Here is a 19,408-nt window from a genome sequence, read left to right on the forward strand (position 1 = left end):
GCCGCTGCCCCTGACTGGGCAGCGGCGTTTTTCATGGTACGGATGGGTAGGGTGGAAAACTCGCTGAGCGATTTTCCACCAAGCTCCGTGCGCTGCTGTTGGAAAAGACCTGCGGTCGTTTTCCACCCTACGGCTCAGCGTCGCGTCAGCCAGCGCAATGCGCCCAGCCCCGCCGCCCGGCCGCTGGCGAAGCAGGCGGTGAGCAGGTAGCCGCCGGTCGGCGCTTCCCAGTCGAGCATCTCGCCGGCGCAGAACACGCCCGGCAACTGGCGCAGCATCAGGTTGGCGTCCAGCGCCTCGAACGGCACGCCGCCGGCGCTGCTGATCGCCTCGTCCAGCGGGCGGGTGCGCACCAGCTCCAGCGGCAGGGCCTTGATCGCCGTCGCCAGCCTACCCATGTCCTGGAAGGTATCCGCGTCGGTCAGCTCGCGCAGCAGCCCGGCGCGCACGCCGTCGATGCCCATCTGGCTGGCCAGGTGCTTGGCCAGCGAGCGCGAGCCGCGTGGCTTGCTCAGCGCGGCGACGATCTGTTCGCGGCTGCGGTGGGGCAGCAGGTCCAGGTGGATGACCGCGCGGCCGCCTTGGTTGATCTGCTCGCGGATCGGCGCCGACAACGCGTAGATCAGGCTGCCTTCCACGCCCGTTGCCGTCACCACGAACTCGCCCTGGCGCGGTGTCTCGCCGTCCACGTGAATGGCCACCGGCTTGACCGGCGCGCCGGCGAACTTGTCGGCAAAGAATACGCTCCAGCCCGTCACCTCGAAGCCGCAGTTGCTCGGCTGCAGCGGCGCCACGTCGATGCCGCGCTGTTCCAGCAACGGCACCCAGGCGCCGTCCGAGCCGAGGCGCGCCCAGCTGCCGCCGCCGAGGGCCAGCACCACGGCATCGGCGTTGAGCTGCCGCTCGCCGTCCGGCGTGGCGATGCGCAGCTCGCCGGCTTCACTCCAGCCCAGCCAGCGCGAGCGGGTGTGCAGCGCCACGCCGCTTTCGCGCAGGCGCTTGAGCCAGGCGCGCAGCAGCGGGGCGGCCTTCATGTCGGTGGGGAACACCCGTCCGGAGCTGCCGACGAAGGTGTCGATGCCCAGCGCGTGAATCCAGGCGCGCAGCGCGTCGGCGTCGAAGTCGGCGAGCAGGCGGCCGATCTCGCCGGCGCGGCTGGCGTAGCGGGCGACGAACGCCGGCTTGGGCTCGGCGTGGGTGATGTTCATGCCGCCGACCCCGGCCAGCAGGAACTTGCGTCCCAGCGAGGGCATGGCGTCGAACAGCTCCACTGCGCAGCCGCCGGCGGCGAGGACTTCGGCGGCCATCAGGCCGGCCGGACCGCCACCGATGACGACGACGCGGGGGGAGGAAGCGGAAGGAGTGCTGGGCATGGCGATCGTTGGCGTACAAGGAGGGGACGCATTCTAGCAGCAGGCCGCCATGGCCGATGCAGCGGCGCTCCAGCTGTTTACCCCAGCCGGTGCGGGGCGATCCAGCCGCCGCGCTGTGCGATGCGCCAGGCCCAGGCGGCGAGGATCAGGCTGCGCAGCGCCATGAAGGCGAGGAAGGCCAGCCACAGGCCGGCGTTGCCGAAGTCGCGCAGCAGCCAGCCCAGCGGCAGGCTCAAGGCCAGGGCCAGCAGCATGGCATCGCGCATCTCTCGCGCCTTGGTGGCGCCGATGAACAGGCCGTCGAGCAGGTAGCTCCACACTGCCAGCAGCGGCAGAGCGGCCAGGTACGGCAGATGGGCATGGGCGATTACGCGCACTGCAGCGATGTCGGTCTGCAGGTCGACGAACCACTGGCCGCCGAGCAGGAACAGGGCGGCGAAGCCGAGACTGGCCAGCAGCGACCAGCTGCCGGCGATCCACAGGCTGCGACGCAGGGCCAGGCGGTCACGCGCGCCGATGGCATGGCCGCACAGCGCCTCCACCGCGTGGGCCAGACCGTCGAGGGCATGGGCGGTGAGCAGCAGGCCGTTGAGCAGCAGGGCATTGGCTGCCACGGTGGCGTCGCCCAGGCGGGTGCCCTGCACGGTGACCATGAAGAACACGCTCTGCAGCGCCAGGGTGCGCAGGAAAATGTCGCGGTTGACCGCCAGCAGCGGCCGCCAGCTCGCCCAGCTGCGCAGTGCCGGCCAGTTCGCGCGGCCGGGGTAGGCGCCCAGCTGGCGCCGGGCCAGGTACAGGCCGAGCAGCGCGCCGCTCCACTCGGCGATCACCGCGGCGCGGGCGGCGCCGACCACGCCCCAGTCGAGGCCGAGGACGAACCACAGGGCCAGCGCCACGTTGAGCAGGTTGCAAGTCAGCAGCATGGCCAGCGGCGCGCGGGCGTTCTGCACGCCGAGCAGCCAGCCGATCAGCGCGTAGCTGGCCAGCGCCGCCGGCAGGCCGAGCAGGCGGGTGTGGACAAAGTCGCGGACCAGGGCATCCAGGGCGGCGCCCGGCTGCATCAGTTGCAGGGCGGCGGGTAGCAGCGGCAGGGCCATCAGGCCGCACAGCAGCGCCAGGCCGAGTCCGAGCAGCAGGCCCTGCAGCAGCACCTGACGCAGCGCGCCGCCTTCGCCGCGGCCGCAGGCCTGGGCGGCGAAGCCGGTGGTGCCCATGCGCAGGAAGCCGAAGGTCCACACCAGCAGGCTGTACAGGCTGCCGCCGACCGCCACGGCGCCGAGCTGGTGGGCGTGCGGCAGGTGGCCGACCACCGCGCTGTCGACCAGCGCCACCAGCGGCACCGACAGGTTGGAGAGGATCATCGGCCCGGCCAGCGCCCACACCCGGCGCTGGGTCGGGGCGTGCCGCCAGGCATCGCGCCAGGGTTCAGCCACGGCGGATCAGCCACACCCCGGCGACGATCAGCACCAGCCCGGCGAGCTTGCCGAGGCTAACCGATGCCTGGGGAAAGCCGGCCCAGCCGAAATGGTCGAGCAGCAGCGCGGCGCTCAGCTGGCCGGCCAGCACCAGCGACATGAACAGCAGGGCGCCGATGCGCGGGCCGGCGAAGGCGGCGCTGACCACGAACAGCACGCCGAGCAGGCCGCCGGTCCAGTGCCACCAGCTCAGGCCCTTGAACGGAGCGAGGCCGCTGGGCAGGTCGCGCTGGGTCAGGGTGATGATGAGCAGTGCCAGGCTGCCGACCAGGAAGGAAATCAGCGAGGCGCTCAGCACGCTGTCGATGTGTCGCGCCAGCTGGCCGTTGACGCCGGCCTGCAGCGGCATCATGGCGCCGGAGAGCAGGGGCAGGGCGAGCAGGAACCAACTGGGCAAGGACATGGAGCGACTCCGGGCGCGTGGCGGCGAGGCCCCATAGTATGCCGCAATCGACTGGAGCTCTGCCGGGCACCGACTGGCACAGGCCTGCGCGTGGGCTATGGTTAAGGCAATGCGGTCGCCCGGTCGCTCCGGTCGACCTTTCCTTTCCCGAGAGGAGAGCACGATGGACATGAACCGTCGGCAATTCTTCAAGGTCTGCGGTGTTGGCCTAGGAGCCTCGAGCCTGGCGGCTCTGGGCATGGCGCCACCGCCGGCCTACGCCGAGACGATCCGCCACTTCAAACTGGCCAGCACCCGCGAGACGCGCAATACCTGCCCGTACTGCTCGGTCGGCTGCGGCCTGATCATGTACAGCCGGGGCGACGGCGGCAAGAACGTCGCCCAGGAGATCATCCACATCGAGGGCGACGCCGACCATCCGGTCAACCGCGGCACCCTGTGTCCGAAGGGCGCCGGCCTGCTGGACTTCGTGCACAGCCCCAACCGCCTCAAGTATCCCGAGGTGCGCGAGGCCGGCAGCAACGAGTGGAAACGACTGAGCTGGGACGAGGCGCTGGAGCGCATCGCCAAGCTGATGAAGGCCGACCGCGACGCCAACTTCATCGAGCGCAACGCGCAGGGGCAGACGGTCAACCGCTGGCTGAGCACCGGCTTCCTCGCCGCCTCGGCGTCCTCCAACGAGTCCGGCTACCTCACCCACAAGGTGGTGCGTTCGCTGGGCATGCTGGCGTTCGACAACCAGGCGCGTGTCTGACACGGCCCGACGGTGGCAGGTCTTGCCCCGACGTTTGGCCGTGGCGCCATGACCAATCACTGGTCCGACATCAAGAATGCGGATCTGGTGCTGATCATGGGCGGCAACGCCGCCGAAGCCCACCCCTGCGGCTTCAAGTGGGTGACCGAAGCGAAGGCGCACAACCAGGCGCGCCTGATCGTGGTCGACCCGCGCTTCAACCGTTCCGCCTCGCTGGCCGACCTGTACGCGCCGATCCGCACCGGCACGGACATCGCTTTCCTCGGCGGGCTGATCAACTACCTGCTGGAGAACGACAAGATCCAGCACGAGTACGTGCGCCACTACACCGACCTGTCGTTCGTGGTGAAGGAGGGCTTCAGCTTCGAGGACGGACTGTTCAACGGCTACGACGCCGAGAAGCGTGGCTACCCGAACAAGTCGGCCTGGGGCTACGAGGTCGGCGAGGACGGCTACGCGGTGGTCGACCCGAGCCTCAGCCACCCGCGCTGTGTGTTCAACCTGCTCAAGCAGCACTACAGCCGCTACACCGCAGACGTGGTCAGCAACATCTGCGGCACGCCCAAGGAGCAGATGCTCAAAGTCTGGGCGACCATCGCCGAGACGTCGCAGCCGGGCAAGGCGATGACCATCATGTACGCCCTCGGCTGGACCCAGCACAGCGTGGGCTCGCAGATGATCCGCACCGGCGCCATGGTGCAGCTGCTGCTCGGCAACATCGGCATGCCCGGCGGCGGCATGAACGCCCTGCGCGGCCACTCCAACATCCAGGGCCTCACCGACCTCGGCCTGCTGTCCAACCTGCTGCCGGGTTACCTGACCCTGCCAGGCGACGCCGAGCAGGACTACGCCGCCTACATCGCCAAGCGCACGCAGAAACCGCTGCGTCCGGGGCAGCTGTCCTACTGGCAGAACTACGAGAAGTTCCACGTCAGCCTGATGAAGGCCTGGTTCGGCAAGAGCGCCACGGCGGAGAACCACTGGGCCTACGACTGGCTGCCCAAGCTTGACGCTCCGGGTGCCGGCTACGACGTGCTCAAGGTGTTCGACATGATGTTCCAGGGGCAGGTCAACGGCTACTTCTGCCAGGGCTTCAACCCGATCGCCGCCTTCCCCAACAAGGCCAAGGTCGGCGCGGCGCTGGGCAAGCTCAAGTACCTGGTGATCATGGACCCGCTGGTCACCGACACCTCGGAGTTCTGGCGCAATGCCGGTGAGTTCAACGATGTCGATACGGCGAGCATCCAGACCACCGTGTTCCGCCTACCGACCAGTTGCTTCGCCGAGGAGGACGGTTCGCTGGTCAACAGCGGACGCTGGCTGCAGTGGCACTGGAAAGCCGCCGAGCCGCCGGGCGAGGCGCGCACCGATATCGCCATCATGGCCGGGCTGTTCCACCGCCTGCGCGCGCTGTACGTCAAGGAGGGCGGCGCCTTCGCCGAGCCGATCCTCGGTCTCGACTGGCCCTACCTGCGCCCCGACGAACCGGGCGCCGACGAACTGGCCCGCGAGTTCAACGGCAAGGCGCTGGCCGACGTCAGCGACCCGGCGACGGGCGCGGTGCTGGCCAAGGCCGGCGAGCAGCTGGCCGGCTTTGCCCAGCTGCGCGCCGACGGCTCCACCGCCAGCGGCTGCTGGATCTTCAGCGGCAGCTGGACCCAGGCCGGCAACCAGATGGCGCGGCGCGACAACGCCGACCCCTACGGCATGGGCCAGACCCTTGGCTGGGCCTGGGCCTGGCCGGCCAACCGGCGCATCCTCTACAACCGCGCCTCGGCCGATCCCTCGGGCCGGCCGTGGGACCCGCTGAAGAAGCGCCTGGTATGGTGGAATGGCAAGAACTGGGGCGGCACCGACGTGCCCGACTTCAAGGCCGACTCGGCGCCGGAAGACGGCATGAACCCGTTCATCATGAACCCCGAGGGGGTGGCGCGCTTCTTTGCTGTCGACAAGATGGCCGAAGGCCCGTTCCCCGAGCACTACGAGCCGTTCGAGACGCCGATCGGCAACAACCCGCTGCACCCGAAGGTGATCAGCAACCCGGCGGCGCGGGTGTTCAAGAACGACCTGGAGGTGTTCGGCAAGGCGGAGGAGTTCCCCTACGCGGCGACCACCTACCGGCTGACCGAGCACTTCCACTACTGGACCAAACACTGCCGGCTCGCCGCCATCACCCAGCCCGAGCAGTTCGTCGAGATCGGCGAGACGCTGGCCAAGGAGCTGGGCATCCGGGCCGGCGACCGCGTCAAGGTCTCCTCCAACCGCGGCTACATCAAGGCGGTGGCGGTGGTGACCAAGCGCCTGCGGCCGCTGACGGTGGACGGCAAGACCGTGCACCACGTCGGCATCCCGATCCACTGGGGCTTCACCGGGGTGGCGAAGAACGGCTTCATTACCAACACCCTGACCCCCTTCGTCGGCGACGGCAACACGCAGACGCCGGAGTTCAAGTCGTTCCTCGTGAACGTGGAGAAGGTGTGACATGGCCAGCCAAGACATCATCGCCCGTTCCGCCACCACCACGCCGATGCCGCAGGTACGCCAGGTCGGTGAGGTGGCCAAGCTGATCGATACCTCCAAGTGCATCGGCTGCAAGGCCTGCCAGGTCGCCTGCTCGGAGTGGAACGAGCTGCGCGACGAGGTCGGCCACAACGCCGGCGTCTACGACAACCCCAACGACCTCAGCGCCGACTCCTGGACGCTGATGCGCTTCACCGAGTACGAGAACCCCACCAGCGGCAACCTGGAGTGGCTGATCCGCAAGGACGGCTGCATGCACTGCGCCGACCCCGGCTGCCTCAAGGCCTGTCCGAGCCCGGGGGCGATCGTCAAATACGCCAACGGCATCGTCGACTTCAACCAGGACAAGTGCATCGGCTGCGGCTACTGCGTGACCGGCTGTCCGTTCGATATCCCGCGCATCTCGCAGAAGGACCACAAGGCCTACAAGTGCACCCTGTGTTCTGACCGCGTGGCGGTGGGTCTTGAGCCGGCGTGCGTGAAGACCTGTCCGACCGGTGCCATCGTGTTCGGCAGCAAGGAGGACATGCAGGAGCATGCGGCGGGGCGCATCGCCGACCTCAAGGAGCGCGGCTTCGACCAGGCCGGGCTGTACGACCCGGACGGCGTCGGCGGCACCCATGTGATGTACGTGCTGCACCACGCCGACCAGCCGTCGCTGTACGCCGGGTTGCCCGATGAGCCTGTGATCAGCCCGCTGGTCAGCCTGTGGAAAGGCATCGCCAAGCCGCTGGCACTGCTGGCCATGGGGGCCACCGTGCTGGCCGGCTTCTTCCACTACGTGCGGGTCGGTCCGAACCGGGTGGACGAGGAGCAGGACTCCGGCGAGCCGACGGTGCACCAGGTCGATCCGTCGGTGCACGTGGTCGATCCGCACAAGCAGCCCTGAGCCGGCCATGCCCCGGTCCGTTGTGCGGGCCGGGGCGACCGCGAATCCTTCCGAGGGAGAGGGGAAAGCCTCTTCCGGGAGTCGACGATGAACAACGAGATCCAGCGCTACACCCCCTCGGAGCGGTCCAATCACTGGGCCGTGGCCATCCTCTTCATCCTCGCCGGGCTGTCCGGGCTGGCGCTGTTCCATCCGGCGCTGTTCTGGCTGTCCAGCCTGTTCGGCGGCGGCCCGTGGACGCGCATCCTGCATCCCTTCCTCGGTCTGGCCATGTTCGCGCTGTTCCTGATCATGGCTATCCGTTTCGCAGGACATAACCGCCTCAACGCCAACGACCGCCAGTGGCTGGGCCAGATGGGCGACGTGCTCAACAACCGCGAGGAGCGGTTGCCTGAGGTCGGCCGCTACAACGCCGGGCAGAAGCTGCTGTTCTGGGTGCTGGTACTGTGCATGCTGGTGCTGCTGGCCAGCGGCGTCGTCATCTGGCGCCAGTACTTCGGCCATGTGTTCGGCATCGAGCTGATCCGCCTGGCCGCGCTGGCCCATGCCGTGGCGGCCTTCGTGCTGGTCACCAGCATCATCGTGCACATCTACGCCGCCATCTGGATCAAGGGCTCGGTGGGGGCGATGCTCTACGGCAAGGTCAGCCGCGCCTGGGCGCGCAAGCATCATCCCGGCTGGTACAAGGACGTGGAGCGCCAGCGCAAATAGTCTGGTCGGTGCGCACGGCGCACCCTACGGAGGACGCTGAGCGCCGCAGCCGGGTGTTCGTAGGGTGCGCCATGCGCACCATTGATTGTTTGGAAACGCCGCCCGGGATGCTCCGCGCCCATGCAGAGTCGAAAACAGCGTCTACCCTTTCCTTCAGGCCCCTAAAAATCACAACAAGCCCAGAAGGAGTCCTGCGTGTCAGGCACCATTCTCGAGCCCGGCCAGATCGCCGCCGCTGCCAGCAAGCCCGCGTTTCTCCAGTTGCCACCACGCAACCTGTTCGCCCTGCGCGCCGAGCGCCTGGCGCAGCTGGCCGAAGGCCATGCGCTGGGCGACTACCTCCGCTTGCTCGCCGCCGTATGCCGCGCCCAGCAGCAGGTGCTCAACGCCCCGCCCGCCATTCCTGCTCCCGATCCGCAGCGCTGCGCCCAGGCCATCGCCCACGGCCTGCCGCCGCTGGCCTGCGACAGCCTGGTACGCGAGAACGGCTGGCTGGCGCTGGTCGATGCCTGGCTGGCCGCCTTCGTGCCGCTCGAGCCGGCCAATCCACCGCTCGTCGCCGCCCTTGAGCAGCTGCGCCGTGCCGATGCCGGGCAGCGCAAGGCCTGGGGCGTGGCGCTGGTCAGCGGCCAGTACGCCAGCGTGCCGGCCGCCGTGGCGCCCTTCGTCGGCGCTGTCCTGCAACTGGCCTGGAGCCACTGGCTGCTGACGGCGGACCTCGCCGCCATCGGCGAGGCCGAGGATCAGCAGACCTGCCCGGCCTGCGGCGCGCTGCCGATGGTCGGGGTGATCCACGGCCACGGCGCGCGCAACGGCCTGCGCTATCTGGTCTGCTCGCAGTGCGCCTGCGAATGGCACTACGTGCGCCTCAAGTGCAGCCACTGCAAGAGCACCAAGCGCCTCGACCACCTGCATCTCGAGCACTCGCCGCACGGCGTGCGCGCCGAAGCCTGTCCGGAGTGTAGGCACTACCTCAAGCAGCTCTACCTGGAACTGGAGCCGGCCGGGGAGGCGCTGTCCACCGACCTCGCCAGTCTCGATCTCGACCTGCTGCTCGACGCGCAGGGCTACCTGCGCCAGGCGCCCAACCTGCTGCTGGCGCCGGGAGGCGGCGAGTGACCGCCCTGCGCCTGCCCTCGGTGGACCGCCTGCTGCGCAGCCCGGCCGTGGCGCCGCTGCAGCTGCGCTACGGCCGCCAGGCGCTGCTCGGCACCCTGCGCGACCTGCTCGACGAGCTGCGCGAGCCGGCCCGCCACGGCCAGCTGGCGGCGGTGGAGCTGAGCGAGGCGGTGCTCGCCGGGCGCGTCGGCGAACGCCTGGCCGCCCAACACCAGAGCCGCGTGCGCCGGGTGTTCAACCTCACCGGCACCGTGCTGCACACCAACCTCGGCCGCGCCCTGCTGCCGGAGGCCGCCATCGACGCGGTGGTGCAGGCCGCGCGCCATCCGCTCAACCTCGAGTACGACCTGGCCAGCGGCCAGCGCGGCGACCGCGACGACCTGATCGGTGAACTGATCCGCGAGCTGACCGGCGCCGAGGCGGTCACCGTGGTCAACAACAACGCCGCTGCCGTGCTGCTGGCGCTGGCCAGCCTGGGCGCGCGCAAGGAAGGCATCATCTCGCGCGGCGAACTGATCGAGATCGGCGGCGCCTTCCGCATCCCCGACATCATGGCCCGCGCCGGGGTGAAACTGGTCGAGGTCGGCACCACCAACCGCACCCACGCCAAGGACTACGAGGCGGCCATCGGCCCGCGCACTGGCCTGCTGATGCGCGTGCACACCAGCAACTACAGCGTGCAGGGCTTCACCGCCAGCGTGGCGACCGAGCAACTGGCGACCATCGCCCATGGCCACGGCCTGCCGCTGCTGGAGGATCTGGGCAGCGGCACCCTGATCGACCTGACCCGCTGGGGCCTGCCCGCCGAACCGACCGTGCAGCAGGCGCTGGCCGCCGGCGCCGACATCGTCACCTTCAGCGGCGACAAGCTGCTCGGCGGCCCGCAGGCGGGGATCATCGTCGGTCGCCAGGAGCTGATCGCCCGGATCAAGAAACACCCGCTCAAGCGCGCCCTGCGCGTCGACAAGCTGACCCTCGCCGCACTGGAGGCGGTGCTCGGTCTGTACCGCGACCCGGAGCGCCTCGCCGAGCGCCTGCCGACCCTGCGCCTGCTCAGTCGGCCGCAGCAAGAAATCCGCGCCCAGGCCGAGCGCCTGGCCCCTCAGGTACAGGCCGCACTGGGGCCGAGCTGGCAGGTTTCCACCGAGCAAGCGCTGGGCATGATCGGCAGCGGTGCCCAGCCGGTGGCGCGCCTGCCCAGCGCCGCGCTGTGCCTGCGTCCGCGGCAACCCAAGCGCCTGTGCGGCCGCGCCCTGCGCCAGCTGGAAGAGGCGCTGCGCGGCCTGCCGCTACCGGTGCTCGGCCGCCTCGACGACGATGCCCTGTGGCTCGACCTGCGCCAGCTCGACGACGAGCCGGCGTTCCTCGCCCAGCTGTCCGAACTGGCCGGAGTGGCGTCGTGATCGTCGGCACCGCCGGGCACATCGACCACGGCAAGACCGCGCTGCTGCGCGCGCTGACCGGGGTGGCTGGCGATCGCCGCCGCGAGGAGCGCGAGCGCGGCATCACCATCGACCTCGGCTATGCCTATGCGGACTTGGGCAACGGCGAGCCCACCGGATTCATCGACGTGCCCGGCCACGAGCGCTTCGTGCACAACATGCTGGCCGGCGCCGGCGGCATCGACTGCGTGCTGCTGGTGGTGGCCGCCGACGACGGGGTGATGCCGCAGACCCGCGAGCACCTGGCCATCGTCGAGCTGCTGGGCATTCCCCGTGCGCTGGTGGCGCTGACCAAGATCGACCGCGTCGATGCGCCGCGGCTCGCTGCGGCGGACGCCGAGGTGGCGACGTTGCTGGCCGACGGCCCCTTTGCCGATGCGCCGCGCTTCGCCGTATCCAGCGTCAGCGGCGCGGGCGTCGATGCCCTGCGCGCGGCACTGGCCGAGCTGGCCCGCACCGTGGCGACGCGGGCCGGCGAAGGCTATTTCCGCCTGGCCATCGACCGCGCCTTCAGCGTCGCCGGCTCCGGCGTGGTGGTCACCGGCACCGCGCTGGACGGGCGGGTGGCGGTGGGCGACGAGCTGCTGCTCAGCCCGTCCGGGCGGCGCGTGCGGGTGCGCGGCCTGCACGCGCAGAACCGCGCGGCGCAGCAGGCCTGCGCAGGGCAGCGGGTGGCGTTGAACCTGGCTGGCGAGCGCCTGGCGGTGGAGCTGATCCATCGCGGCGACTGGCTGCTGGACCAGGCGCTGCACGCGCCGACCACCCGCATCGACATCGACCTGCGTCTGCTGCCGGGCGAGGCCCGCGAGCTGAAACACTGGACACCGCTGCACGTCCATCTCGGCGCCAGCGACGTCACCGGCCGGGTCGCCCTGCTCGAAGGCGACAGCCTGGCGCCGGGCGAACGCACGCTGGCGCAGCTGCTGCTCAACGCGCCGCTGCACGCGGTGCATGGCGATGCGCTGGTGCTGCGCGATCAGTCGGCGCAGCGCACCCTGGGCGGCGGGCGGGTGCTCGATCCCTTTGCCCCGACGCGCCAGCGGCGCACGCCGGCGCGCCTGGCGCAGCTGGTCGCGCTGCGGGTGGGCGGTCTGGAGCAGGCATTGCCGACCCTGCTGGCCGAGGCTGGCAACGGCCTCGATCCGGGCGTGCTGGAGCGCCAGTTCAACCGTCCACGGGCGCGCTGGAACGTGCCGGGAGAGGTGGTCGAGATCGCCACCCGGCTCGGCTCGCGGCTGCTGGCGCGCCAACGCTGGCAGGCACTGCGCGAGGCGTTGGTCGCGGCGCTGGCGCGCTTCCACGCCGAGCAGCCCGACGAACTTGGCCCCGATCGCGATCGCCTGCGCCGTTACGCTTTCGCCGAACTGGAGCGGCCGCTTTTCGCCGCTCTGCTGGAGCAGGCGCTGGCTGCTGGGGTGGTGGCGGCCAGCGGGGCGTGGCTGCACCTGCCGGAGCATCGCGTACAGCTGGGCGAGGCCGACGAGCGCCTGCGCGTGCAGATTTGGCCGCTGCTGCTGGAGGGCGGCTTCGACCCGCCGTGGGTGCGCGAGCTGGCCGCCGATCTGGCGGTGGACGAGGCGGCGATGCGTCTGCTGCTGCGCAAGCTGGCACGTCTGGCGCTGGTGCAGCAGGTGGTCAAGGACCTGTTCTACCCGCAGGAAAGCTTGCAACAGCTGGCACGTATCGTCTTGCAGCTGGAGGCCAGGGCCGGGATGATCCGGGTGGTCGACTTCCGCGACCGCCTTGGCATCGGCCGCAAGCGCTGCATCCAGATCCTCGAGTATTTCGACCGTATCGGCCTGACCCGCCGCAGCGGCAACGAGCGCAAGGTGCGCCACGACAACGCCCTGGCGCAAGCGGCCCAGCCGGCCGCGGCATGAGTTCAGGCGGTGTGCCGGCTGGCACGCCGCCCGCGAGACACGGAAGGCAACCGCGCCCGGTGGCGCGGCCGGGCTTCAAACCCGGTGGGGGACGGCAGCCGTTCCCGGGTGAGTTCGACTCTCACTGCCTTCCGCCAATTTCACTGCAGTCGGGTGGACCATGGCTGCCGGGCTTGCTCGCAAGGTGGAAAATCGCTGCGCGGGTTTTCCACCCTACGGGACTTTCCGAGGCGCAGCCTTGCCCGCCCTGCATCCCGCTGCGAGGGGGCGGCTCACTTCCACCGCAGTGCCTGCACCCCCGCCGCCTCGGGGTCGAAGTTGTCCAGGCGCATCTGTTCGGCGAAGGCCGCCAGCGCCGCTTCCCCGCCGACCAGGCCGGCGCGCGCCGCCGGCCAGTCGTCGGGGCGGATGCGTACCAGCCAGCCCTCGCCGTAGCAGTCGCGGTTGATCAACGCCGGCTGTTCCTGCAGCCGTGGATTGCTCTCGACCAGCTCGCCGGCCAGCGGGCAGCGCGCCGAGGAGGCCGCCTTGGCGAACTCGACCACGCCGAAGCTGCGGCCGGCGTCGATGTGCAGTCCGGCGCGCTTGGCGGTGAAGGCGAAGATCTCGCCGTACAGCGCGCAGCCATAGGCACACAGGCCGAGGGTGATGCTGCCGTCAGGCTCCTCGCGCAGCCACAGGTTGTGCGCCGGGGCATACAGCAGTTCGGTGGGGAAGGGCAGGCCGTGCAGGTTGAGGACTTCACTCATGGGCTTTCCTTGCGCAGCGGATCAGAGGGTCAGTACCCGCTCGTATTCGAGGATCATCTGCGCCAGCTCGCCGCCGCTGGCCGGTTCGTCGACCTCCGCGATCAGCCGGTAGTCGTGCAGCGGCACGCCGGGCGCGCGGCACAGCAGCAGGCGCGCGCCGGCGCTCTTCGCCTGGCGGATGAAGTGGCGTACGGGCTCGCCGCCGTCGATGGCGCACAGGGTGTCGGCGATCTCTTCGCGCGCCAGCTGTACACCCTCGCCGGTGAGGAACAGGGTCACCTCGGCGTCCATGCACGCCAGCAGGGTGGCGATGTGGAAGGGCGCGGCGCAGCGCTGTGGCGTGCTCGGCCCGCTGGCGACCAGGATCAGGATGCGCTGGCCCATGCCGGCTCCTCAGTGCCCGCGTTGCGGCGGGTAGCGGGCGAGAATCTTCGCCACGGTTTTATTGATCGCGATGGCCCGCTCCTGTGGCGAGCCTGGGTTGCGGCGCAGCATCTGCGCCGCGCTGCCGCGCCAGATCAGGCGGCCGTCGTGGTCGAGGAAGTCCAGCTGCAGGGTGCCGACCTGGTAGTCGAGGGTGCGGACCTCGGTGTAGCCGGGATAACCCCACATGCCGCCCCAGTAACCGCCGCCGTAGTAGGTGCTGACCTGCTGCTGGCGGTTGTCGACGATCAGGAAGGCCTGCACCCGGATGTCGGCCGGCGTGCCCGGCGCAGCCTGGCGCAGGCCGTGTTGCTCCAGTTGCTGGGCGATCGCCTCGCGCAACCGCTGTTCGGTCAGGTCGCTGCGCACGCGCGGATCGTCCGGGCGGTACTGCACGGCCGGCTCCTGCCAGGCCCAGCTCTGCAAGGCGGCGAAGTCGCGGTGGGGATCGTAGTCGCTGTCCACCTGGATGCTCTGGCAGGCAGCCAGGCCGAGCAGGATGGCAAGGAGGCAGAGACGGCGGAGCATGGTGGACTCCCGGGAGCAGATGGCGCCGGGATTGGCGTCGTATCGATGAGAGTGGGCGTGCCGGGGGCTGCGGTCAAGGCGGCGGGAAACCGTCCAGCGCCTGGCGTACCGCGCGGCGCAGGCTGTCGTCCCGGGCACGGCCGCTTTCGGCCTCGCCGCTGCCGCTCCACACACGCTCGCCGCTGTGGGCATCGAACAGCTCCACCTGCACCTCCTCGACCCGGTAGGTGATGGTGCGCACCAGCGGGTAGCCGCTGCCGCCCCAGTAGCCGTAGTGATGGCGGTAGTAGCCGTAGCCGGCACCGAAGTAGGGATCGTCGTAGACCTGCTGCTGGCGGGTGACGCTGCGCTGCTGCGCGTGCACGCGCAGGGTGGCCGGGCTCTGCGCGGTGGCCGGGCGCAGGCCGCGCTGGTCGAGTTCGGCAGCGACGATGCCGGCCAGCGGCTCGTCGACCGCCGCCGCCCATTGCCAGTTGCGGTACTGGCCGAAGTCGCGCGGCGTGGCCGGATAGCTGCCCGGGTCGACCGGCAGCGCCGCCGCTTCCCGCGGCGGCGGCGGGTAGGGCAGGTGGCTGGCGGTGTAGGGATTGCTGCTCTGGCAACCGGAGAGGAGGACGAGCAGCAACAGGGTGGGTGTGCGGACAGCCATGGCGGCAGCTCCGGATAGCGGGTGGGGCTGCGAATAGCTTGCGACTGCGTGGGCCCGCTGACAATCACCGCTCAGGGCTGTGGCCGGCACAGCCAGTGCAGGTAGCGGCCGAGCCCGGCGAAGGCCGGATGGCGGCGGTGCGCCAGCTCCATCTCCAGCAGGTCGGTCAGTTCGGCGCGGGCCTGGAACTCGGCCGGCATGTAGTCGTGGAACACCCGCACGCCGCTCTGCTGTTCGACGCGGAACCAGTCGTCCAGTTGCCCGGCCAGCTCGCGCGGGTCGAGCGGGCGCTGCGGGGTCAGGCTCTGGCCCTCGCCGGCGAAGCGCTCCTTGCGCAGCTTGCGGAAATGCCCCTTGAGCAGGTTGCGGTAGATCAGCGCGTCGCGGTTGTAGAAGGCCAGCGACAGCCAGCCGTCCGCTGCGGTGAGCTGGTGCAGCACCGGCAGGATCGCCGGCGGCTCGGCCAGCCACTCCAGCACGGCGTGGCAGAGCACCAGGTCGAACGGCTGCTCGAACTGGCCGAGCAGTTCCTGCCACGGCGCCTGGAGGAAGGTGGCCTGGCAGCCGGCCTCGGCGAAGCGCGCACGGGCGCCGTCGAGCATCGGCGCGGCCGGTTCGGCGAGGGTCACGGCGTGGCCGTGGCCGGCCAGCCACAGGCTCATGTGACCGAGGCCGGCACCGACGTCGAGCACCCGCAGCGGGCGCTCGGGCAGCACTTCCTTGAGGTCGGCCTGCAGCACGGCGAGGCGGATGGCGCCCTTGGCGCCGCCGTAGATCTTCTCGGCGAAGCGGGTGGCCAGTGCGTCGAAATGGCGGTCGTTTGGCTGGTGTTCGCTCATTGCTTGTAGCGCCTTTCGGTGTCGGCCAGCTTGGCGCGCACCACGGCGTCCAGGTCCAGGCCCAGTTCGCTGCACAGCAGCAGAAGGTAGAGCACTACGTCGCCGATCTCCTGGCCGGCGTGCTCCAGCTGCGCCGGCGCCAGGGTGCGCGCCTGGTCTTCGTTCAGCCACTGGAAGATTTCCACCAGCTCGGCCATCTCCACGCTGGCGGCCATGGCCAGGTTCTTCGGGCTGTGAAAGCGCTTCCAGTCGTTGTGGTCGCGGATGGCGTGCAGGCGGCGGGTCAGTTCGTCGATGTTCATGGCGGCTCCTCGAGGGCGCATAGCTTCGGCGCTCGCCGCGCCGGCCGCAAGCGCGGGCAGGGTGCGCGGTGCGCACCTTGGTCCCGGCACAAGTCCGCGGTGCGCACGGCGCAGCCTACTGCAGGCGGTACTTCTTGACCTTGTCGAACAGGGTGGTCTTGGCCATGCCCAGCGCCTGGCTGGCCTGGCTGAGGTTGCCGCCGTGGCGCTCCAGGGCGTCGCCGAGCAGGCGTTTCTCGAAGGCTTCCACCGCCTCGGCGAAGTTCGGCCCGCCGCTTTCCGCACCGGAACCGGACTTCTTGAACGCCGGCAGGCCGAGGGCGAAGCGCTCGGCGACGTTGCGCAGTTCGCGCACGTTGCCCGGCCAGTCGTGGGCCAGCAGGCCGGCCAGGGTCTGGCGGTCCAGCTCGGGGACGGGGCGGTCGAAGCGCAGCGCGGACAGCTGCAGGAAGTGCTCGAACAACAGCGGGATGTCCTCGCGCCGTTCGCGCAGCGGCGGCAGTTCGAGGGTGACCACGTTGAGCCGGTAGTACAGGTCGCTGCGGAACTGGCCGCGGCGGCCCAGCTCGTCGAGGTCAGCCTTGGTCGCGGCGATCACCCGGCAGTCCACCGCGATGCTCTGGTTGGAGCCGAGGCGCTCCAGACTGTGCTCCTGCAGCACGCGCAGCAGCTTGATCTGCAGGTTGAGCGGCATGCTCTCGATCTCGTCGAGGAACAGGGTGCCGCCGCTGGCGTGCTCGACCTTGCCGATGCGCCGCTTGCCGGCGCCGGTGAAGGCGTGCGCCTCGTGGCCGAAGATCTCGCTCTCGAACAGGCTTTCCGGCAGGCCGCCGCAGTTGAGGGCGACGAACGGGCGGTCCTGGCGCCGGCTGAAGTCGTGCAGGCAGCGCGCCACCAGCTCCTTGCCGGTGCCGGTCTCGCCCTCGATCAGTACGTTGGCCGAGGTGTCGGCGACGTTGGCGATCAGCGCGCGCAGCTGCGCCATGGCCGGCGAGCGGCCGATCAGGCGCTCCTCCAGGGCCTGGCGGCCGGCCAGCTGGCGGCGCAGTGCCGACACCTCGCGGGCCAGGCTGCGCTGTTCGAGGGCGCGGCGCGCCACGTCGACCAGTCGCTCGGGGGAGAACGGCTTTTCCATGAAGTCGTAGGCGCCGTCGCGCATCGCGCCGACGGCCATGCTGATGTCGCCGTGGCCGGTGATCAGCACCACCGGCAGGCTGCGGTCGCGCGCCTTGAGCTGGCCGAGCAGGCTCAGGCCGTCCATGCCGGGCAGGCGGATGTCGCTGATGACGATGCCGGCGAAGTCCTCGCCGACCCGCGCCAGCGCCTCCTCGGCGCTGCCGACGCCCTCGCTGGGGATGTCCTCGAGGGCCAGCGCCTGCTGGCAGCCGAGCAACACGTGGGGATCGTCCTCGACGATCAGGACGGTCAGGGGCTCATTCATCGCGGGGGGACTCGGCGGGGGAAGGGGGCAGCAGCGGCAGGCGCAGCTCGAAGACGGTGCCGCCCTCGTCGGGGTGGCTGGCGGCGAGGCTGCCGCCGGCGGCGGCGGCCAGGCTGGCCGACAGGGTCAGGCCGAGGCCGAGGCCCTGCTCGCCGGGCTTGGTGGTGAAGAACGGCTCGAAGAGCTGTCCGCGCAGCGCCGGCGGCACGCCGGGGCCGTTGTCGCGCACGCTCAGCCGGTAGTGGCCGTCGTCGACCTGGCCGGCGAGCCACAGCTGGCGGTCGGCCTGCGCGCTCATCGCGTCGGCGGCGTTGACGATCAGGTTGACCAGGATCTGCTCCAGGCGGGTCTGGTCGATGGCCAGGCGGGCATCGGCGCAGGCGCGGTGGATCTGCAGCGGCGTGCGCTCCAGGCGCGGGTGGAGGAGGAACAGGGCGGCGTCCACCGCCTTGCCCAGTTCCGCCTCGCCGCGGTCGTCGGAGCGCCGGGCGAAGGCGCGCAGGCTGGCGGTGATGCGGCCCATGTGGTCGACCAGCTCGCCGATGGTCTGCAGATTGCTGCTGGCGGTGGCGCTGTCGCCGCGGGCGAGGAAGCGCACGGTGTTGCCGGACAGGGTGCGCAGGGCGGCCAGCGGCTGGTTGAGTTCGTGGGCGATGCAGGTGGACATCTGGCCGATCACCGCCAGCTTGCCGGCCTGCACCAGATCGTCCTGGGTCCGGCGCAGGCTTTCCTCGGCCTGGCGGCGCTCGCGGATCTGCGCCTTGAGGTGCTCGTTGCTGGCGCGCAGGTGCTCGGTGCGCTCGGTGATGCGCCGTTCCAGCTGGCTGTTGGCCTGCTCCAGCGCCTCGCGGGCGGCCAGACGGGTGGCCAACACCTTGCGCCGCTCGTTCCAGGCGATCAGCAGGAAGGCCAGCAGGGCGAAGGCCACCGCGGCGAGCAGGCCGTGGCTGGTGGCGGCGCGGCGCACCTCCTGCACCGGCGAGAGCAGGGTGAACTGCCACGGCGGGTCGTTGAGGCTGAGGGTCTGCGCCAGGTAGGCCAGCGGCCGCGCGCCGTTGGCGCCTGCCAGGGTCAGCAGTTCGGTGTCGGCGGAGAGGCGTTCGCGGCCCAGCGGCTGCAGCTCCTCGAAACGGGTCCAGTGGTATTGCAGGCTGGCGGCCAGCTGCGCGCGGCGCGCGGCGTCGAGGGGCAGCACCGACTTGAAGCGCCGCGCCGGGTCGCTGGAGAGGATGACGATGCCGTTGTCGTCGCTGACGAAGGCTTGCAGCTGCGCGCGCTGCCAGCGCTGTTCCAGCGGGTCGAGGCGGATCTTCACCACCGCCACGCCGATGATCTGCCCGTCGTGACGCAGGCCGTGGGCCAGATAGTAGCCGGCTTCGCCGGTGGTGCTGCCGACGCCGTAGAAGCGCCCGGGCTTGCCCTGCAGGGCGTCCTGGAAGTAGGCGCGGAACGACAGGTCCTCGCCCTGGAAGCTGTCGGCGTCGCGCCAGTTGCTGGTGGCGACCACCCGGCCGCTGCGGTCGAGCAGGTAGATCGCCCGGCTGCCGCTGCGCTGGTTGAGGCCTTCGAGGTACTGGTTGACCCGTGTGCGACGCGCCTCGCTCGGCGCCAGCAGCAGGCGGCTGACGCCGTCTTCCAGCTCCAGCAGGCTGGGCAGGTAGGTGTGGGTGCTGATCGCGCTTTCCACCGTGCGCGCGTGCAGCTCCAGCTGGCGCTCGCCGCTGTCCGCCAGGGCGCGCAGGCCGGCCTGCTCGCTCAGGTGGTAGGCGAGGTAGCCGCAGCCGAACATCAGCAGGATGGCCAGCAGCGGCAGGTACAGGGGCGGGAGCAGGCGCGGGTTCACGGTCAGCGAGGGCGGCAACGCGCAGGGGCTGGGATGGGGGGATTGCATCACAATCGGGTCCGTGCGGC

At 70.4% G+C, this 19,408-nt stretch carries 17 protein-coding genes and 1 tRNA gene; 7 read left to right on the plus strand and 11 right to left on the minus strand.

Features of this window, described 5'->3' with window-relative positions:
- Positions 1-134: 134 nt before the first annotated feature.
- The 3 genes from KRX52_RS13840 to KRX52_RS13850 all read right to left on the minus strand — a co-directional run bounded on the left by KRX52_RS13840 (position 135) and on the right by KRX52_RS13850 (position 3,251).
- On the minus strand, positions 135-1,373 hold the full coding sequence (locus tag KRX52_RS13840) for a TIGR03862 family flavoprotein (RefSeq protein ID WP_217682301.1): 1,239 nt from the start codon (positions 1,371-1,373) through the stop codon (positions 135-137).
- 77 nt (positions 1,374-1,450) lie between these two features.
- Positions 1,451-2,806, minus strand: coding sequence for an MATE family efflux transporter (locus tag KRX52_RS13845; protein ID WP_367890549.1), 1,356 nt, complete (start codon positions 2,804-2,806; stop codon positions 1,451-1,453).
- The gene (locus KRX52_RS13850; protein ID WP_217682302.1) at positions 2,799-3,251 is read right to left on the minus strand and encodes a DMT family transporter; all 453 of its coding nucleotides are present in this window, start codon (positions 3,249-3,251) and stop codon (positions 2,799-2,801) included. The genes KRX52_RS13845 and KRX52_RS13850 overlap by 8 nt, the downstream gene beginning before the upstream one ends.
- Before the next feature lie 163 nt (positions 3,252-3,414).
- On the opposite strand from KRX52_RS13850, the gene fdnG reads away from it, so the two are divergent.
- The 7 genes from fdnG (at position 3,415) to KRX52_RS13885 (ending at position 12,703) form a co-directional block, all read left to right on the plus strand.
- A complete protein-coding gene (gene fdnG / locus KRX52_RS13855; protein ID WP_217682303.1) occupies positions 3,415-6,486 on the plus strand; it encodes a formate dehydrogenase-N subunit alpha in 3,072 nt (1,023 codons plus the stop codon).
- Between the two features lies 1 nt (position 6,487).
- The gene (gene fdxH / locus KRX52_RS13860) at positions 6,488-7,414 is read left to right on the plus strand and encodes a formate dehydrogenase subunit beta (protein WP_217682304.1); all 927 of its coding nucleotides are present in this window, start codon (positions 6,488-6,490) and stop codon (positions 7,412-7,414) included.
- Between the two features lie 87 nt (positions 7,415-7,501).
- Entirely contained in the window at positions 7,502-8,125 is a 624-nt protein-coding gene (locus tag KRX52_RS13865; protein WP_217682305.1) for a formate dehydrogenase subunit gamma, read from the plus strand.
- Between the two features lie 195 nt (positions 8,126-8,320).
- On the plus strand, positions 8,321-9,244 hold the full coding sequence (gene fdhE / locus KRX52_RS13870; protein WP_217682306.1) for a formate dehydrogenase accessory protein FdhE: 924 nt from the start codon (positions 8,321-8,323) through the stop codon (positions 9,242-9,244).
- Positions 9,241-10,647: an L-seryl-tRNA(Sec) selenium transferase gene (selA, locus tag KRX52_RS13875; RefSeq protein ID WP_217682307.1), complete on the plus strand. Its 1,407-nt coding sequence runs from the start codon at positions 9,241-9,243 to the stop codon at positions 10,645-10,647. The genes fdhE and selA overlap by 4 nt, the downstream gene beginning before the upstream one ends.
- Entirely contained in the window at positions 10,644-12,566 is a 1,923-nt protein-coding gene (selB, locus tag KRX52_RS13880) for a selenocysteine-specific translation elongation factor (RefSeq protein ID WP_217682308.1), read from the plus strand. The genes selA and selB overlap by 4 nt, the downstream gene beginning before the upstream one ends.
- A 41-nt stretch (positions 12,567-12,607) precedes the next feature.
- Positions 12,608-12,703: transfer RNA gene (locus KRX52_RS13885), tRNA-Sec, on the plus strand.
- A gap of 135 nt (positions 12,704-12,838) precedes the next feature.
- On the opposite strand, the gene KRX52_RS13890 is transcribed toward KRX52_RS13885, so the two are convergent.
- The 8 genes from KRX52_RS13890 to KRX52_RS13925 all read right to left on the minus strand — a co-directional run bounded on the left by KRX52_RS13890 (position 12,839) and on the right by KRX52_RS13925 (position 19,388).
- Positions 12,839-13,315 carry a glycine cleavage system protein H gene (locus tag KRX52_RS13890; protein WP_217682309.1) on the minus strand — a complete coding sequence of 159 codons (477 nt, stop codon included), beginning with the start codon at positions 13,313-13,315 and terminating at the stop codon, positions 12,839-12,841.
- Positions 13,316-13,336: 21 nt separating this feature from the next.
- Positions 13,337-13,699, minus strand: coding sequence for a DsrE family protein (locus tag KRX52_RS13895; RefSeq protein WP_217682310.1), 363 nt, complete (start codon positions 13,697-13,699; stop codon positions 13,337-13,339).
- A 9-nt stretch (positions 13,700-13,708) separates the two neighbouring features.
- Positions 13,709-14,266, minus strand: coding sequence for a DUF4136 domain-containing protein (locus KRX52_RS13900; RefSeq protein WP_217682311.1), 558 nt, complete (start codon positions 14,264-14,266; stop codon positions 13,709-13,711).
- 73 nt (positions 14,267-14,339) lie between these two features.
- Positions 14,340-14,915, minus strand: coding sequence for a DUF4136 domain-containing protein (locus KRX52_RS13905; protein ID WP_217682312.1), 576 nt, complete (start codon positions 14,913-14,915; stop codon positions 14,340-14,342).
- Between the two features lie 71 nt (positions 14,916-14,986).
- Positions 14,987-15,754, minus strand: a complete 768-nt coding sequence (locus KRX52_RS13910; RefSeq protein WP_217682313.1) for a methyltransferase domain-containing protein — start codon at positions 15,752-15,754, stop codon at positions 14,987-14,989.
- On the minus strand, positions 15,751-16,056 hold the full coding sequence (locus KRX52_RS13915; protein ID WP_217682314.1) for a MazG-like family protein: 306 nt from the start codon (positions 16,054-16,056) through the stop codon (positions 15,751-15,753). Before KRX52_RS13915 ends, KRX52_RS13910 begins: the two co-directional genes overlap by 4 nt.
- 115 nt (positions 16,057-16,171) lie before the next feature.
- A complete protein-coding gene (aauR, locus tag KRX52_RS13920; RefSeq protein ID WP_217682315.1) occupies positions 16,172-17,497 on the minus strand; it encodes a two-component response regulator AauR in 1,326 nt (441 codons plus the stop codon).
- Positions 17,490-19,388, minus strand: a complete 1,899-nt coding sequence (locus KRX52_RS13925; protein WP_217682316.1) for a sensor histidine kinase — start codon at positions 19,386-19,388, stop codon at positions 17,490-17,492. The genes aauR and KRX52_RS13925 overlap by 8 nt, the downstream gene beginning before the upstream one ends.
- Positions 19,389-19,408: the final 20 nt, after the last annotated feature.

This window comes from Geopseudomonas aromaticivorans (assembly GCF_019097855.1).
GTDB lineage: Bacteria > Pseudomonadota > Gammaproteobacteria > Pseudomonadales > Pseudomonadaceae > Geopseudomonas > Geopseudomonas aromaticivorans.